The organism is Pedobacter fastidiosus (assembly GCF_014306625.1).
Lineage (GTDB): Bacteria > Bacteroidota > Bacteroidia > Sphingobacteriales > Sphingobacteriaceae > Pedobacter > Pedobacter fastidiosus.
The window spans coordinates 201,971-217,412 of the sequence record NZ_JACRYL010000001.1; the positions used below are offsets into that span (position 1 = coordinate 201,971).

The window sequence follows — 15,442 nt, forward strand, 5'->3', positions numbered from 1 at the left end:
CACTAAAAAATTCTAAGCCTGCTTTTATGCGGGCTTTTTTTGTGAAATAATCTGTTTTCATATTACTAAAGCAAATCGATTAATGGAGCTTTATTAAATATTGATTAAGAAATCTCAGTTTGCAGAAACCGACACAGGAGATTACATTTGTATCATGGCATCGGTTATAAATTTTGATCATTATGAAGTTATCAGCAAGATATAACCGTGTAAATTTACTCACCTCGCTTATTATCTTACTGATTACTGGCGTAATTTATTACATCGTAATCCACTTTATTTTATTGGATAAGCTGGATAAAGATCTTGCCGTAGAAGAAAATGAGATTAGGCAATACACCAAAGCCTATCAAAAACTTCCCTTACCCGCCAGTTATCTAGATCAACAGGTTTCTTACAAACCGATTCATAAAGATTCGGGTGGCGTACGCGAATTTAGCTACACCACCTACCTCAATACCAAAGAAAACGAAATAGAACCCGGTAGGAGTTTGGTTACAACCGTTTCGCTCCAAGGCAAAATCTACCAAATTACCATCACCAAATCTAGGGTAGAATCAGAAGATCTGGTACGGATTATTCTCCTCATTACCCTTGGCGTAACCGTAGTTTTGTTGCTCTCACTGATTTTGATTAACCGATTTATGCTTAACCGCTTATGGAAACCGTTTTACATTACGCTCCAGCGGATGAAAGCTTTCGAGGTGGCAAAAATGGATCGCATAAAAGAAGAGCCTACTAAAATTGATGAATTTAACGAGCTCAACCAATCCGTAAATGCAATGGCCGAAAGGGTGAGGCAAGATTATAAAGAGCTTAAAAGCTTTACCGATAATGCTTCGCATGAGATGATGACGCCTCTAGCCGTGATCAATTCGAAATTGGATTCTTTACTTCAAACCGAATCTTTTACCGAACAGCAAGGCACTTTGCTCGAAGATATTTACCTAGCAACAGGCAAACTTTCCCGATTGCACCAATCCCTTTTACTGCTTGCAAAAATTGAAAACAATCTCATTTCCGATGCACAGGAAATTGATTTTAAAGAATTGATTGAAGCAAAAACCCGTCAGTTTAAAGAGCTTTTTGAAAAAGATAATCTTACCGTAACATTTGAACTGGAACAAACAGAAATAAATATGAGCAGGTATTTGGCAGATATCCTGTTGAATAACCTCTTCAGCAATGCGGTTAGACACAACCGATCCGGAGGTCAGATTAGTATAATGTTGACAAGCGATCTACTCACTTTTTCCAACACAGGGAAAAATATTCAAGTTCAAAATAGACTGTTCGATCGATTTTCAAAATCAACAGAATCAGAAGGTATGGGGCTAGGACTGGCCATTACCAAACAGATTTGTAACCTCTACGGCTTTAAAATTGATTACGAGCAAATAGACGAATCGCACATATTTACAATTTGTTTTAAACCAACAACCTAACTACAGAATTCCTCCATAATTAGACCCTAGATTTATTAAAATTTAGCACTATGAAAAGGATTTTTGGAATATTTGTTTTAATAGGAGGTTTAGCTTCTGTTTCACTGGCTCAAAAGTTAGATGTAGCCAAAGTGCCTGCTTCGGTAAAGGCCGCATTCGCAAAACGTCATCCGGCAACCAAAGTAAATTGGGAAATGGAAAAGGTTAACTATGAAGCTGGTTTTAGCTTAAATGGAAAAGAAATATCTGAAGTGTATGCAAAGAGCGGCGCACTGCTAGAAACAGAGATCGAAATTAAATCTTCGGAGCTTCCTACCCCTGTACTTGCTAAATTAAGAGGAATGAAGATTGCAGAGGCAGCAAGAATTACTAAGGCAGATGGAACACTAAATTACGAAGCCGAAGTAAAGGGCAAGGATTTATTGTTTGATGCAAATGGCAATCCAATAAAATCGTAACCCATGCGCCAATTCTTTCTATCTACATTGCTGGTCATTACTACCATTACTTTCTGTTCAGCACAAAGTCCAGATTCTACCAATATTAAACCTACTGATTCTGTAGGACGGTGGTATTCTGGCAATCCAATTCCTAAAAATAAATTTAGGCCAGCTACATTTATCGCTCCTGCCGTACTGATTGGTTATGGATTTGCCGCCGTGTATGATCATGGCGCACTGAAGCAACTCGATGTAAGTACCAAAGCCGAACTGCAGGAAGACCATCCACTTTTTGCCGCACACGTAGATGATTACATTCAGTTTGCACCTGCAGCTGCAGTTTATGCGTTGAACCTAGCCGGTATAAAAGGTAAGCACAATCTTTTCGATGCCTCGATGCTTTATGTAACCTCGGCAGCCATAATGGGCGTTTCTACTCATTTTGTTAAGCAGGGCGTTGGCAGAGAAAGACCAAATGGAAATGGCGAAAATTCTTTCCCATCTGGCCATACCGCATCTGCTTTTATGGCTGCGGAGTTTCTCCACCAAGAATATAAAGACGTAAATCCATGGATTGGTTACGCTGGATACTTTGTTGCCACGGCTACCGGAACCTTAAGAATGTACAACAATAAACATTGGTTTAGCGATGTGGTTGCCGGTGCGGGATTTGGAATTGCATCAACCAAAATTGCCTATCTCATTTATCCTTACATGAAAAGCCTTTTTACAACCAAAAAAGAAGGAAACTTTACGCTAATGCCATTCCATCAACCGGGCAGTACCGGACTGATGCTCTCGGGCAGATTTTAATTCTCCAAGCGAAAGAAAATGATCTTTAAGCAACTTATCTATTTAATATTGGTTTTTTGCGCTGGTTCTGCCATGGCGCAGGCGCCCGCAAAAAATCTCGACTATTTTCTGAGCCAGGCCAAATCTGCAAGTCCGATTTTAAAGGATTTCCAAAACCAGGAAAAATCTTCGGCAATTGATAGCCTAATTGCAAAAGCAAGTGCCCGACCTCAGGTTACCGCTACAGGAGCCGGCATGTATGCACCGATTATTAGGGGTTATGGTTACGATGAAGTGATTACCAACGGACAGGCTTTAGAGGCCATGCTGAATGTAAATTACGATTTGCTCAACAAAAAACGAATCAATAATCAGCTTCAAGGCATAAAAATTCAACGCGATTCGATTCGTTACGCAAGTCAATTGTCTTTGTACGATTTAAATAAATCTATCGTCGATCAATACATCACGGCTTTTGCCAGTCAGGAGCAGGTCGATTTTAACCAAGAAGTGGTTGTACTTTTAAGGAAAGAAGAAGGTTTGCTTAAATCGCTTACCCGCAGCAACATCTATAAACAATCCGAATACCTAACCTTTTTGGTTACGTTGCAACAACAGGAATTAAGCTTAAAACAGGCAGAAATTCAGTTTAAAAATGATTATGCCACGCTCAACTATCTTGCAGGAACCACGGATTCGGCACTTTCCAGATTGGAAATACCCAAACTAAAAAGCGATTTTGCAGTTGGTGAGCCAGCATTTTTTACCAAACGCTTTGAAATCGATAGTTTAAAAAACACGAATCTTAAAAATGGAATCGACCTGAATTACAAACCAAAACTTGGGGTTTATGTAAACAGTGGATACAGTTCGTCTCTAGTTTTTCAGCCGTATAAAAATTTTGGTGCCAGTGCAGGCTTCACTTTTTCAATTCCGATTTATGATGGCCATCAAAAACAGATGCAATATAACAAGCTCGCCCTCTCCTCCAATACAGTTACGGGTTATCGAGATTATTTTATCAAACAGCAGAAACAGCAGATTTACCTCATCCGCCAGCAATTAGAAGAAACCGATTTGCTTACTTCAAAAATTAATGAACAGATTCGTTTTAGCAAGGGATTGATCGATGTAGACAGCAAACTTTTACATACTGGAGATCTTAAAGTATCCGATTTTGTAATCGCCATCAACAATTACCTATCCGCCCAAAATTTACTGAGGCAAACCCAAATTAACCGCCTAAAACTGATTAATCAATTTAACTACTGGAATCGGTAACCATGAATAAATATCTAACTATATTTCCCTGTGGCCTTTTGCTTTTGGGGAGCCTTTGCGCTTGCAACCACGCAGATCCCACTGCAGAAACTGATGCGCCATCGCCCACTACGCCTGTTCAAATTACCATGGTTGGCGATAGTTCCCTTTCCGAATATGTAGAACTTTCTGCCGTTTCCGCTTATCTCGAAAAAAGTTTTGTAAAGGCCAACATCAATGGTTACGTAGACCGTGCCAATGCAAAAACAGGCCAGACTGTTGGCCGTGGGCAATCTCTCTTTACCTTGGTTACCAAAGAAGCCCGAGCCATTGGCAACACGATTAATAAACTCGATCCAGATTTTAAATTCTCTGGCATTTCTACCATCCGGGCAGATCAGGCAGGCATAATTGTTCAGGTAAATCATCAAAAAGGCGATTATATTCAAGATGGAGAAGCGCTGGCTACCATCAGCAACCGCAATAGCCTTGTTTTCTTGCTCGATCTACCTTACGAACTCAATCAAATCATCAAACAAAATAATAGTCTTTCCATCCTTCTACCTGATGGGACAACATTAACCGGTTCGGTTTCTGGAACTATGCCAGCTGTAGATTCGCTTGCTCAAACCCAACGGTATATTATCAAAGTAAATTCGGGGAAAGATATTCCGGAGGGATTGATTGCCAAGGTGAGATTGACGAAGTTAAACCATGCCCAAGCACAAGTATTGCCAAAATCGGCAGTGCTCTCCAATGAAACGGAAGATGAGTTTTGGGTAATGAAAATGATCAATGATTCTACCGCCGTAAAAATTAACGTAAAAAAGGGCATCGAAAACAGTTCCTCTATCGAAATTATGGAGCCTAAGTTTGCAAAGGGCGATCGGATTATCAAAACCGGAAACTATGGAATAGCCGATACGGCGAAAGTTAAAATACAGCAATAGCCATGAAAAACTATTTCCTTTCCCATAAAAACCCCATTTTGGCTGTTCTGGTTATTGTTATTGTAGGCGGAATTTATTCTTTCCAACAGTTAAAGACAGGATTATTCCCGGAGATTACTTTCCCTAAAATCAAGATTATTGCCGATGCCGAACTTCAGCCGGTTGATAAAATGGTGGTTACCGTTACCCGTCCGCTGGAAAACGCCGTAAAACAGGTTCCCGATCTCCAATTGGTGAGAAGCACCACCAGTAGAGGCAGTTGCGAACTTTCGGCTTTTATGAATCCCGGGGCGGATATTGATCTTAGTCAGCAACGCATTGAGGCGCAAATAGCCAAAATATCGGCCTCACTTCCGGCAGGTGTAAATATTTCTGTAGAGAAAATGAATCCCTCTATTCTGCCCGTAAGTGGTTACAGTTTAGAAAGTCATAACTATTCGCCAGCAGCACTAAAAAAAATAGCCACTTACACGGTAAAACCATTCCTATCACAAGTGGATGGCGTATCAGAAATCCGTGTAATTGGAGGAAGGAGTAAGGAATACTGGCTGGAACTTGATGAACAGAAAATGCAGACTTTGGGCATCTCGCCCGATCAGATTACCAATGCCATTGCCCAAACCAACTTTATAAAATCTAACGGATATCTTTCAGATCACCACTATTTATACCTCTCGGTTACCGATGCCACCGTAAAAACCAAAAGCGATTTAGAGCAATTGGTGCTGATGAAAAAGGGAAATAGAATCCTCAAGGTAAGTGATGTTGCAAAAGTAAACATTCAGCAAAGCGTAGAATATACCCGCATTAATGCCAACGGAAAAGATGGGATTTTAATCGCAGTAATTAAACAGCCCAATGCCAATTTGGTTGATCTTTCTGCTGAAATGAGCACTAAGGTTGCCGCACTTAAGAAAATTCTTCCAGGTGGAATTCTGATTAAACCCTATTATGTGCAAGCCGATTTTGTGAACGAATCTGTTAAAAGCGTTCGCGATAGTTTATGGATCGGATTGGCACTTGCCATTATCGTTGCCATTATTTTTTTAAGATCATTAAAAGCGAGTGCCACCATTTTAATTACCATTCCAATTACGCTTTGCCTCACGGTTATTGTGCTTTATGGCATTGGTTATTCGCTAAATATCATGACACTTGGTGCCATCGCAGCCGCCATTGGATTAATCATTGATGATGCCATTGTAGTGGTAGAACAGATTCATCGAAGCCATGAAGAACATCCCAATGAACCTACGGTAAGCCTACTCAGTAAAGCCATCCGTTATCTTTTCCCGGCCATGCTCGGGTCTTCCATCAGTACCATTGTAATTTTTATTCCCTTTGTGCTGATGACTGGGGTTGCAGGCTCCTATTTCCAAGTGATGACCAATACCATGATCATTACCCTGGTTTGTTCTTTCTTCGTTACCTGGATTGGGCTTCCGGTGATTTACCTATTGCTGACCAAAAATTCTGGCCATAATTCGAAATCCGCAGAAGCAATTATACATGAAGTAAAGCCACAACGTTGGGTGCCTTATTTTATCCATCGTCCTTACCTTACGTATTTATTTTTGCTGGTTTTAACGGCTTCCATTGTGTTGGTGTATCCTCATCTGGAGACAGGGTTTTTGCCAGAAATGGATGAGGGCAGCATTGTACTGGATTATGCCTCTCCTCCCGGAACTTCGCTCGAAGAAACCGATCGGATGCTGAAGGAAGTGGAGAAGGAAATTGTTAAAATTCCGGATGTGCAGGCCTATTCGAGAAGAACCGGAACGCAGATGGGTTTCTTTATTACGGAACCCAATACGGGCGATTACCTCATTCAGTTGAAGCACAACAGAAGCAAAAGTACGGAAGAGGTGATCTCGGAAATCAGAAACCACATTGAAGGCACTCAACCTGCATTGGTTGTCGATTTTGGACAGGTGATCGGTGATATGCTGGGCGATTTAATGAGTTCTACCCAACCCATTGAGGTGAAGATTTTTGGCAACGACCAACAAAAACTTCAAGTATTATCCAAACAGGTTGCCCAATTAATTGGTGAAGTAGGCGGAACAGCCGATGTGTTTGATGGTATTGTATTGTCCGGACCAACCGTAAATATACAACCCAATTTTTCCATGCTGGCCCAATATGGTGTTACGCCAGTTTCCTTTCAATCGCAGATTCAAACTGCATTACAGGGTAACGTAATTGGCGATCTTTATGATCAGCAACAGCTTTCGCCCATTAGGATGGTGTACCCCGGAAACCGAAATTTTGGTCTTTCCGCAATCGATCATCTTAAAATATTCTTGCCCGATGGAACGGCTGTACCGATTCAAAATCTGGCTAAGGTAGAACTTAAAGCAGGCAGTGCAGAAGTAGAACGCGAAAACCTGCAAACCATTGGCGCCATTACCGCAAGGCTGGATAATCGGGATTTGGGCAGTGTAATGAAAGACATCCAGACTTCCATCGATTCGAAAGTTAATCTGCCTTCGGGATATCACATCGAATATGGTGGTGCTTATAAAGAACAGCAACAATCCTTTTCTGAATTACTAACCATTTTAATTGCTTCCAGTCTGTTGGTTTTTAGTGTAATTCTGTTTCTTTTTAGAGACTTTAGAATTGCCTTCTTAATCTTGCTGATTTCCGTTCTCGGGATTTCGGGAAGTTATCTTGCCCTGCTCATTACGGGTACGCCCTTAAATGTGGGGAGCTATACCGGCCTCATTATGATCGTTGGTATTATTGGAGAAAACGCCATTTTTACCTTTTTACAGTTTAAAGAATCTCTGAAGGATAAGGACATGGATGAGGCCATTACTTTTGCCATTTCTACTCGATTAAGGCCAAAGCTGATGACAGCGCTTGGGGCTATTATTGCACTTTTGCCATTGGCTTTGGGCATCGGCGCAGGTGCACAATTACATCAGCCCCTGGCCATAGCCGTTATCGGCGGATTTATAATCGCATTACCGCTCTTACTGATTGCCTTACCAAGCCTCATCCGGAAATTTTATTCACCCAAAACAAAATCGTTAAACACAAACTAAAATGAACACGAAATTTTTAAGTATCGTACTCTTCAGCGCTTTCGGGCTTTCTACTTTTGCCCAAAAGAAAAGCACCATGAAAGTGCTGGCTGTGCACAAAATCCAAAGTGATGGCGGTTGGGATTATCTAACCGTTGATCAAAAAAACAACAATCTTTTTGTTTCTCACGGCAACCAGGTAAATGTTCTAAATAAAACTAATGGCGATTCTGTTGGGGTGATCCATAATACATTGGGCGTGCACGGAATCGCGATCGCCAACGAATTTGGCAAAGGTTATACCACCAACGGCAAATCGGGTACCTGCACAGTTTTCGATTTGAAAAACTTTATGGTAATGGGACAAATTAAGGTAGGCACGAATCCAGACGCAACCTTTTTTGATGTTTATTCCAAAAAAATTATTGTTTTCAACGGCAAGAGTAAGGATGCCAGCATTATCGATCCACAAAATGATCAGGTTGTGGCCACCATTCCGCTTGGCGGAAAACCAGAAGCTGGCGTATCAGATGGCAAAGGCAAAATTTATGTCAACATCGAAGATACTGGAGAAATTGTATGTTTCGACAGCAAGACTTTCAAGGTGCTCTCTCGATTTCCATTAAAAGGCGGGGAAGAGCCGTCAGGCTTGGCAATCGATCGGAACACTTCCAGATTATTTAGCGTTTGCGCAAACAAGGTTATGATTATTTTAGATGCCAAAACCGGCAAACAATTGGCTTCTTTACCTATTGGCGAGGAATGCGATGGAGTAGTTTTCGATCCAATTAGCAAAACGGCTTACAGTTCCAATGGAGCAGGTAACATTACCGCGGTTAAAGAAATTTCTGCCAATAAATTTGTAGTACAGGAAACCATAAAAACCGAAGTTGGCGCTAGAACCATTGCCTTGGATGCTTCCAATCACCATCTTTATTTGCCCACAGCATCCTTTGAAAAAAGCACCGATGCCACACAGCGTCCAAAACGAATTTCTGGAACTTTCAGGGTTTTGGAAGTGGGACAATAGCCCAAACTAATCTTTATGAAAGAGCTGAAGCTACTTTTAGATATAAAATCTAACTCTACCTTCATTCTCGCTCAGGCGGGAATCCTAATGCTATCGATACTATAAAAGCCCAATCTTCTAAAAAGAGCAGGGCTTTTGCCGATTCAAGAAATCCTTTTCCAAGTTTGAATGAAACTCCCCTCCTAATTTTAGGAGGGGCGGGAGTGGTTAAGAAGTTTAAAACCCTTTCTAAAAAAGACAATTTGAAATCCCTAAAATCTATTTGAAAAAAAGGTAATTATCCGTACTTTCAACACAGTTTAAAAATCGATAAAAACAAACGTCTCTCCAATGTTTAAAGATCCATTTTCCTTCTACGGCAGAATTCGCCGTACCGAATTTGCACTTACGCATCTCTTTTATTATCTCTGGTATTTTTTTATAATAGTGTTTGAAGATCATACAAGGGTAGGTGATTGGATTGGTATTACTTTACTTTTTCCCGTTTACCTACTCCTCTCTCAAGGTGCAAAACGCTGTCATGATTTAGGTAAATCAGGCTGGTGGCAACTTGTACCTTTTTATAACTTAGCCTTATTCTTTTCCTCTGGCGATCTTGGGCCTAACCAATATGGCAATAACCCCAAAGGTGAAGATCAGCCAAATTATGATGTGTTTGGCTACGATGTTAAAACCGGTAAAAAAATCGATGCCGAAGGAAACGAAGTGCTTCCATTTAGGCAAAATTTTAAAGTGGATTAGAATCAGATTATTGATACCGAAACGATGAGAGCGGACGTTGATCCTGCAGATTTTCACAAACTTTTTGCAGAAAGAAAACAAGGTATGTTTTATTCTCAACAAGTAACCGATCAAATTAAACCTTCTAAATGGTTTGGCGTCAAAACCATACACACAAATTAACGCTTGATTTATGGTTTTACTTAAAAGGTTAGGTTATGAAAAGGATTATGCGTGTATTGCTTTTGCTGGCAATGGTAATTAATTTGAGTGCTTGTGTGGTGAGAACGCGAGCACCAAGAGCACAATGGGTTCCTGGACACTATAATGTTGGGCCACATGGTGGGCATTATTGGATAAAAGGACATTATCGTTAACGAATTTATTTTGGCCACCACGAAGCTTTTTGGTGGCCATTAATTTATCCAGCTGTTGAAAGCAATTTTTATATGGCTATTTTTTGAGCGATGCTTTTCAGAGGTTGGCTATTGGGCCAATTCATTTACAAAAAGCTTAGTTTTTCCTCTTCTAGATCGAGGTAATTAAGTTGTTTCCTTATTATATCTTCGTTTAAGGTAACCTCCTGTTTGTTTTTTTCGAGCAACCATTTCCGCTGTTGATTTAGAATATCAAGGTATATCAATTTTCCTTTTTCATCAATTAGGGTACCATCTTTCAGCAAATCCTTATCTTCCCATTTACGGGCCATTTGCTGTAAAAATGGCTGACTAACCAATTGATCGCTATAATTTTTTCGCAAATATTGTGTGGCATGTTGTGCCAGTTGTTGGCGTATTAGATGATCTGTTTCTTCATCGGGCGGGGTATGATCCAAATTGGGGATATGAATTTTTTTGATTAAATAGGGTAGCGTGAGCCCTTGAAGCAATAAGGTAAGGAGTATAACAATAAAAGTAATGAAGAGAATAAGGTTACGCTGTGGAAATGGGATGCCGCCATCTAAATGTACAGGAATGGATAAAGCTGCAGCGAGTGAAACTACGCCCCTCATTCCCGTCCACCCGAGTATAAAAGGAACCCGATAGCCTGGGTGTGAAGCGTCTGCAACCGTAATGTAATTTCGGGCAATTAAAGTAATGAAAACGGCTCCGTAGGTAGAAAGCAACCTCGCCAATATTAAAACGAAAGTAATGAGCACACCATAACCAATGGCAGATGGAATGCTTACGGTTCCTAATCCGGCAGTAATTTCGGGGAGATCGAGCCCAATGAGCATAAATACCAGTCCATTTAGAATAAAGCAGAGACTTTCCCATACATTAACCCCTCGTAAACGCGAGGCACTGCTCAAGAAAAAGTGCCTCTTGTTCGACATAAACACGCCACCACTTACCACGGCCAAAACACCCGAACTGTGCAGCTCTTCAGCAACAATATACATAATGTAGGGTGCTACAAAAGTGAGTACAATATCCATGTTGGCATCGGTTGGCAGGTATTTGTGGATTTTAATAAAAATAAATCCAACGGCTAGCCCAATCAATAAACCGCCAATCAACATCCAGCTAAAACTTAACGCAGCTTCGTACCAAATAAATTGTCCGGTTGCAACGGCAATAAGTGCAAAGCGAAAAATAATTAAGGAAGAGGCGTCGTTTAATAAGCTTTCTCCTTCCAGAATGGACGACATTCTTTTGGGCACATTTACAAATTTTAATATAGCTCCAGCACTTACTGCATCTGGTGGAGACACAATGCCACCCAATAGCAAGCCTAAAGCAATAGAAAAACCGGGGATAAAATGATTGGCCACAAACGCAACTGAAAGTGCCGTAAAGAATACCACGATAAAGGCAAAACTGGTAATAATTCGCCTCCAGCGCCAAAGTTCTTTCCAAGAGATGGCCCAGGCGGCTTCGTACAATAATGGGGGTAGAAACAAGATAAAAATCAATTCGGGATCTATATGCAATACAGGAATACCCGGAATAAAGCTAATTACTAAACCAGCCACCACGAGTAAAACCGGATAAGCCACTTTTATTTTTTTAGCCAACATAATGATGAGCACAATGGCAAAAATTAGCGCAAGGTAGAAAGGAAAATTTTCTAGCATTAATAAGGTTTTAAAGAATAACCAAAATAGATTAAATGTTTATCAAGCACATTCATAAAACAGTTTGTGGTGCCTCAATTTAAATATATAAAAATATTGTGGTTTTTTTTGGCGGTAAGAGCAGGATTTGATGGGAGACGAATAAAACCTATAAGTTCCAAATACAGCCTTTTGTTTTCCTCTCTTCAAGTAAAGCGGTGAAATGCCAAACAATAACCACTACCTTTTATAGAGTGAGGTTAAGCGTTGAGCATTAGAAAGAATGGATAAACAAAATTTTATTTTATCTCAAAATGATGCATTCATAAATAATAATACCGCTTATGGTTTAAAAGGAATCGATTACTTTCTTTATCCCTTTAAGCATTTTAAAATGATCGAGCACAAAAGGTTTGGTTACAAAACCGTGTACCTGCTTATAAGAAGCTGCTCTTAACTTATCTGAATCATTCTCTGATGCGGTAACCAATACTACATAAATATTATTGCTAAATGGGCTTTTCTTCAAGGCATCCAATAACTGCCATCCATCCATTTCAGGCATACCAAGATCTAGTAAAATCAAGAACGACAACTCATAGGAAATGTTTTTTTCAATATACTTAAGTGCAGGCTTAGCGCCGTTAAAGTATTTGGCTCCAAAAGAGAATTCGCTACCTTTCAGTAACTCTCTATGAATTAAAAGGGTCATCTCATCATCATCGATGATCAGTATTTTCGTCTTCATTTATATTTTGGGATGTTTTAAATTAGGGATTGATAGGGCGAATTTATAAAAAGGAGTTATAAAAGAATTAAAATTTTATACCCAATTTAAGAATAATACGCTTAACTGCTAAGGTAGTTTTTTCTTTCCACATCGATTACGCTAAATACATTCATTTTGTTCAAGAAGAATAGACTTATTTTAAAAAAAATGATTGATTGAACTGAGATTCATTAGCGCAAAAATTTGATTTAAAGAATTTAACCTAATATTAGTTGCTATAAATTCTATAACCGAACAGTTTTAAAATGCATTGAAAACTGAACATTTTTTCATAAACAATCATCAAGATAATCAACACGTCTAAAATTATCTTATCGTTTAAAATTAAAAACTATAATCACGTAACCAATTGAATATCTGTTAATAACTTACTTTAAATGTGGATAAAAATATAATTAATACTACAGGTTAAATTATGTTTTGTTAATTTTTGGTATTAAATTTGGATATCACCCTGTACCTATGAAAAAAGTACTTCTAACCCTATTTGTATTTGTAATTTGCTTTTCTAGTTGTAAGAAAAAGTTTTGTGGCGTTATTACGGCCATCAGTTCTGAAACTTCACCTGTAGATGGACAACCCTTGTACAAACTATATTTAGAAAACGGTGAAATTGTGCCAACCAAGAGTAAGGGCAATCACCAAGTTGGTGAAGCGTATTGTAATGATTAGAACATTAACATTTATATTTCAAAATAAACCGATATGTTACTTAAAATAAATCCTTCCAAGTTTAGAGAGCTTTTAAATGTGCTCGACATCAATACCCAACTAAACCGCATCACGCTTTTTACACAAATTAGATCTGTTCATAAGGGGCTCGGAGCCATTTATATGGAAAAATCTGATTTCGAAGTCTCCTTTGATGCCTATTTGCAAAAATTAGAAAAAACTGAATCTAAGTTTAGTGCTTAACTAAATCAGATATTTGGCTTTTAATTGCAAACAAAATAGAGTTTGAATTTGTCTGGTGGTTTTTAGCTTAGTTATACTCTATACTTTTAATAGGCGAATTCTGATTTGTGCTTTTCAATAAAATTAATCCACTTCGTGGGCTCTTGACCTGTAATTTCAGGAAAATTATCAAAGGTATCATCAGCTCCGGGAATCGATCCATTAGCGTAACGTTTCCAGTGATCATATACACAACCCATATAAGCCATTTCTGCCCCAGCATCTATCATAGATTGTAAAAACACTTCTGGAGCAAGCGGTTCGTAAAAAAATGGTTTACCAATAATAGCGGTCATCAATTGGGCCAGTTCGGTAAATGTCTTGGCATCGTAACCCAAACGATAAGTTTTGCCAGTATGTAATTCTGGAGAAGCAAGCGCTATAGATGCCACCAAGGCCACATCATCAACATCAACCCAGCTTAAACGTGCGCCCTTAACATAAGCATGGATTACGCCGTTTTCTATTGCTTTTTTACCGCCATAGCTCAGCAAGTTCTGCATAAAAGTTTCTGGACGGAGGTGCGTATAGGAAAAGCCAGACCATTCAATATATCTTTCAATCAGTTGGTGCCATGCCCAGTGTGCAACAGTGGTATCATCACGCCCGCAAGCACCTAAATGCACCACATGCTTTACGCCGGCATTTTTTGCAGAATCCAGCAGTGCTTTACTCTGCCGTAACATATCAACAGTATATCCAGTAACAATCAATACGCGATCAATTCCTTCGAACGCGGTGGGGTAGGTGCCTTCATCATCAAAATCTAGCATTACTGTAGAAATTCCCTTAGCTTCAAAAGGAATCGCTTTTTCTTTGCTTCGCACTGCGGCTACAATTTCTATTTCTTTATTGGATAAAAGAAATTCAATCGTTTTGCTTCCAACCTGTCCGGTTGCTCCGGTGATGAGTATTTTGGGTTTTGGTGTTTTTAACATATCACTCCTTATTTGTAAAATTGGGTATATGCAAAATTACTTAAGAGTAAGTAAATCAAAATTGATCTGCAACAAGAAATATTATTGATTAAGATCAACTTTTAAGGCTTTCGCAAAGCAAGATTCTTTTTTATTCTGCTTAAGGTTTCAGGAGCTAAGCCAAGATAGGAGGCAATTAAATTCTGAGGAATTCTTTGCATCATAATTGGGTGATGTGCAGCAAGCTGAGTATATTTTTCCTCTGCTGTATAGGTGGTGGCACTGATTAGTCTGCGTTCTTTTGTAATGAGGCTATTCTGAAAAAGAATTCGGAAGTATCTGTCCATCATAGGCACTTTCAAAGTCATCTCTTCTAAATCTACTCTTGTTATCATTAAAAGTTCAGAGGCTTCTAAGGCATCTATATTAAATACAGCTTTTTCACCTGTAGAGAAACTGCTCATATCTGAAGTCCACCAGCCTTCCCAAGCAAACATATTCATGTGTTCTTCTCCTTTTTCATCTACGTTGTAAGATCGAAGCAGGCCTGTAGATACAAAAGAAAGGTATTTGCAAACCTCACCTTCTTGAAGCAGATATTGTTTCCTGCGCAGTTTTTTCGGAACAAAAAAAGATTTGATGATTTCTTTATCTGCTGCCGTTAGTGCTACCTTTTCTGTAATGTGTGCAAAAAATACTTCGAACATCGGCCAAATATAAGTGATGCTAATTTACTAAGAGGTAAAAAATAAGATTTTTTGAAATGTGACTGAGGCATTAATCTAAAAAACCACTAACAATTATCTTGCTAGTGGTTTTTAAATCTGTGTAGCCCGCAGGGGAATCGAACCCCTATTTCCAGAATGAAAATCTGGCGTCCTAACCGGTAGACGAGCGGGCCATTTTCAATCTTGGAGTTAAGATTTGGAATCAGGATTATTTAAAATCCAAATTCGTAAATCTACCATCGTCAATTTACTTGGTAGCGGGGACACGACTCGAACGTGCGACCTTCGGGTTATGAGCCCGACGAGCTACCAACTGCTCCACCCCGCACTC

General features: G+C 39.4%; 15 protein-coding genes and 2 tRNA genes. 11 read left to right on the forward strand and 6 right to left on the reverse strand.

The features are described 5' to 3' along the window. Positions 1 to 182: 182 nt before the first annotated feature. From H7U22_RS00915 to H7U22_RS00960, 9 genes are all read left to right on the forward strand, one after another. A complete protein-coding gene (locus tag H7U22_RS00915; protein WP_187069460.1) occupies positions 183 to 1,445 on the forward strand; it encodes a sensor histidine kinase in 1,263 nt (420 codons plus the stop codon). 50 nt (positions 1,446 to 1,495) lie between these two features. Next, positions 1,496 to 1,903, forward strand: coding sequence for a hypothetical protein (locus tag H7U22_RS00920; protein WP_187069461.1), 408 nt, complete (start codon positions 1,496 to 1,498; stop codon positions 1,901 to 1,903). Positions 1,904 to 1,906: 3 nt separating this feature from the next. Then, positions 1,907 to 2,698 (forward strand): phosphatase PAP2 family protein, encoded by a 792-nt coding sequence (locus H7U22_RS00925; RefSeq protein ID WP_187069462.1) that lies wholly within the window; start codon positions 1,907 to 1,909, stop codon positions 2,696 to 2,698. Positions 2,699 to 2,716: 18 nt separating this feature from the next. Further along, on the forward strand, positions 2,717 to 3,958 hold the full coding sequence (locus H7U22_RS00930) for a TolC family protein (RefSeq protein ID WP_187069463.1): 1,242 nt from the start codon (positions 2,717 to 2,719) through the stop codon (positions 3,956 to 3,958). A gap of 2 nt (positions 3,959 to 3,960) precedes the next feature. Beyond that, the gene (locus H7U22_RS00935) at positions 3,961 to 4,887 is read left to right on the forward strand and encodes an efflux RND transporter periplasmic adaptor subunit (protein ID WP_187069464.1); all 927 of its coding nucleotides are present in this window, start codon (positions 3,961 to 3,963) and stop codon (positions 4,885 to 4,887) included. Positions 4,888 to 4,889: 2 nt separating this feature from the next. After that, complete coding sequence (locus H7U22_RS00940; RefSeq protein WP_187069465.1) at positions 4,890 to 7,937, forward strand: efflux RND transporter permease subunit; 3,048 nt, start codon at positions 4,890 to 4,892, stop codon at positions 7,935 to 7,937. Between the two features lies 1 nt (position 7,938). After that, positions 7,939 to 8,946: a YncE family protein gene (locus H7U22_RS00945; protein WP_187069466.1), complete on the forward strand. Its 1,008-nt coding sequence runs from the start codon at positions 7,939 to 7,941 to the stop codon at positions 8,944 to 8,946. A gap of 330 nt (positions 8,947 to 9,276) precedes the next feature. After that, positions 9,277 to 9,687 carry a DUF805 domain-containing protein gene (locus H7U22_RS00950; RefSeq protein ID WP_187069467.1) on the forward strand — a complete coding sequence of 137 codons (411 nt, stop codon included), beginning with the start codon at positions 9,277 to 9,279 and terminating at the stop codon, positions 9,685 to 9,687. A gap of 197 nt (positions 9,688 to 9,884) precedes the next feature. Then, positions 9,885 to 10,043: a hypothetical protein gene (locus tag H7U22_RS00960; protein WP_187069469.1), complete on the forward strand. Its 159-nt coding sequence runs from the start codon at positions 9,885 to 9,887 to the stop codon at positions 10,041 to 10,043. A 125-nt stretch (positions 10,044 to 10,168) separates the two neighbouring features. Here the strand turns inward: H7U22_RS00960 and H7U22_RS00965 are convergent, their stop codons facing one another. Together H7U22_RS00965 and H7U22_RS00970 are read right to left on the reverse strand one after the other, a co-directional pair. After that, positions 10,169 to 11,743 (reverse strand): Na+/H+ antiporter, encoded by a 1,575-nt coding sequence (locus H7U22_RS00965; protein ID WP_187069470.1) that lies wholly within the window; start codon positions 11,741 to 11,743, stop codon positions 10,169 to 10,171. 328 nt (positions 11,744 to 12,071) lie between these two features. Then, positions 12,072 to 12,470 (reverse strand): response regulator, encoded by a 399-nt coding sequence (locus H7U22_RS00970; RefSeq protein WP_187069471.1) that lies wholly within the window; start codon positions 12,468 to 12,470, stop codon positions 12,072 to 12,074. 504 nt (positions 12,471 to 12,974) lie between these two features. Here H7U22_RS00970 and H7U22_RS00975 point away from each other — a divergent pair. Beyond that, positions 12,975 to 13,184 (forward strand): hypothetical protein, encoded by a 210-nt coding sequence (locus H7U22_RS00975; RefSeq protein ID WP_187069472.1) that lies wholly within the window; start codon positions 12,975 to 12,977, stop codon positions 13,182 to 13,184. 33 nt (positions 13,185 to 13,217) lie between these two features. Then, positions 13,218 to 13,427: a hypothetical protein gene (locus H7U22_RS00980; RefSeq protein ID WP_187069473.1), complete on the forward strand. Its 210-nt coding sequence runs from the start codon at positions 13,218 to 13,220 to the stop codon at positions 13,425 to 13,427. Positions 13,428 to 13,513: 86 nt separating this feature from the next. Here the strand turns inward: H7U22_RS00980 and H7U22_RS00985 are convergent, their stop codons facing one another. The 4 genes from H7U22_RS00985 to H7U22_RS01000 all read right to left on the reverse strand — a co-directional run bounded on the left by H7U22_RS00985 (position 13,514) and on the right by H7U22_RS01000 (position 15,439). Further along, on the reverse strand, positions 13,514 to 14,404 hold the full coding sequence (locus H7U22_RS00985; protein ID WP_187069474.1) for an SDR family oxidoreductase: 891 nt from the start codon (positions 14,402 to 14,404) through the stop codon (positions 13,514 to 13,516). 101 nt (positions 14,405 to 14,505) lie between these two features. Further along, complete coding sequence (locus H7U22_RS00990) at positions 14,506 to 15,090, reverse strand: Crp/Fnr family transcriptional regulator (RefSeq protein WP_187069475.1); 585 nt, start codon at positions 15,088 to 15,090, stop codon at positions 14,506 to 14,508. Positions 15,091 to 15,212: 122 nt separating this feature from the next. Then, positions 15,213 to 15,284: transfer RNA gene (locus H7U22_RS00995), tRNA-Glu, on the reverse strand. Positions 15,285 to 15,363: 79 nt separating this feature from the next. Further along, positions 15,364 to 15,439: transfer RNA gene (locus H7U22_RS01000), tRNA-Met, on the reverse strand. Positions 15,440 to 15,442: the final 3 nt, after the last annotated feature.

Excerpts from the sequence above, each read along its gene's own strand:
- H7U22_RS00915 (WP_187069460.1), top strand. The coding sequence starts at position 183 with ATGAAGTTATCAGCAAGATATAACCGTGTAAATTTACTCACCTCGCTT.
- H7U22_RS00920 (WP_187069461.1), top strand. The coding sequence starts at position 1,496 with ATGAAAAGGATTTTTGGAATATTTGTTTTAATAGGAGGTTTAGCTTCT.
- H7U22_RS00925 (WP_187069462.1), top strand. The coding sequence starts at position 1,907 with ATGCGCCAATTCTTTCTATCTACATTGCTGGTCATTACTACCATTACT.
- H7U22_RS00930 (WP_187069463.1), top strand. The coding sequence starts at position 2,717 with ATGATCTTTAAGCAACTTATCTATTTAATATTGGTTTTTTGCGCTGGT.
- H7U22_RS00935 (WP_187069464.1), top strand. The coding sequence starts at position 3,961 with ATGAATAAATATCTAACTATATTTCCCTGTGGCCTTTTGCTTTTGGGG.
- H7U22_RS00940 (WP_187069465.1), top strand. The coding sequence starts at position 4,890 with ATGAAAAACTATTTCCTTTCCCATAAAAACCCCATTTTGGCTGTTCTG.
- H7U22_RS00945 (WP_187069466.1), top strand. The coding sequence starts at position 7,939 with ATGAACACGAAATTTTTAAGTATCGTACTCTTCAGCGCTTTCGGGCTT.
- H7U22_RS00950 (WP_187069467.1), top strand. The coding sequence starts at position 9,277 with ATGTTTAAAGATCCATTTTCCTTCTACGGCAGAATTCGCCGTACCGAA.
- H7U22_RS00960 (WP_187069469.1), top strand. The coding sequence starts at position 9,885 with ATGAAAAGGATTATGCGTGTATTGCTTTTGCTGGCAATGGTAATTAAT.
- H7U22_RS00965 (WP_187069470.1), bottom strand. The coding sequence starts at position 11,743 with ATGCTAGAAAATTTTCCTTTCTACCTTGCGCTAATTTTTGCCATTGTG.
- H7U22_RS00970 (WP_187069471.1), bottom strand. The coding sequence starts at position 12,470 with ATGAAGACGAAAATACTGATCATCGATGATGATGAGATGACCCTTTTA.
- H7U22_RS00975 (WP_187069472.1), top strand. The coding sequence starts at position 12,975 with ATGAAAAAAGTACTTCTAACCCTATTTGTATTTGTAATTTGCTTTTCT.
- H7U22_RS00980 (WP_187069473.1), top strand. The coding sequence starts at position 13,218 with ATGTTACTTAAAATAAATCCTTCCAAGTTTAGAGAGCTTTTAAATGTG.
- H7U22_RS00985 (WP_187069474.1), bottom strand. The coding sequence starts at position 14,404 with ATGTTAAAAACACCAAAACCCAAAATACTCATCACCGGAGCAACCGGA.
- H7U22_RS00990 (WP_187069475.1), bottom strand. The coding sequence starts at position 15,090 with ATGTTCGAAGTATTTTTTGCACACATTACAGAAAAGGTAGCACTAACG.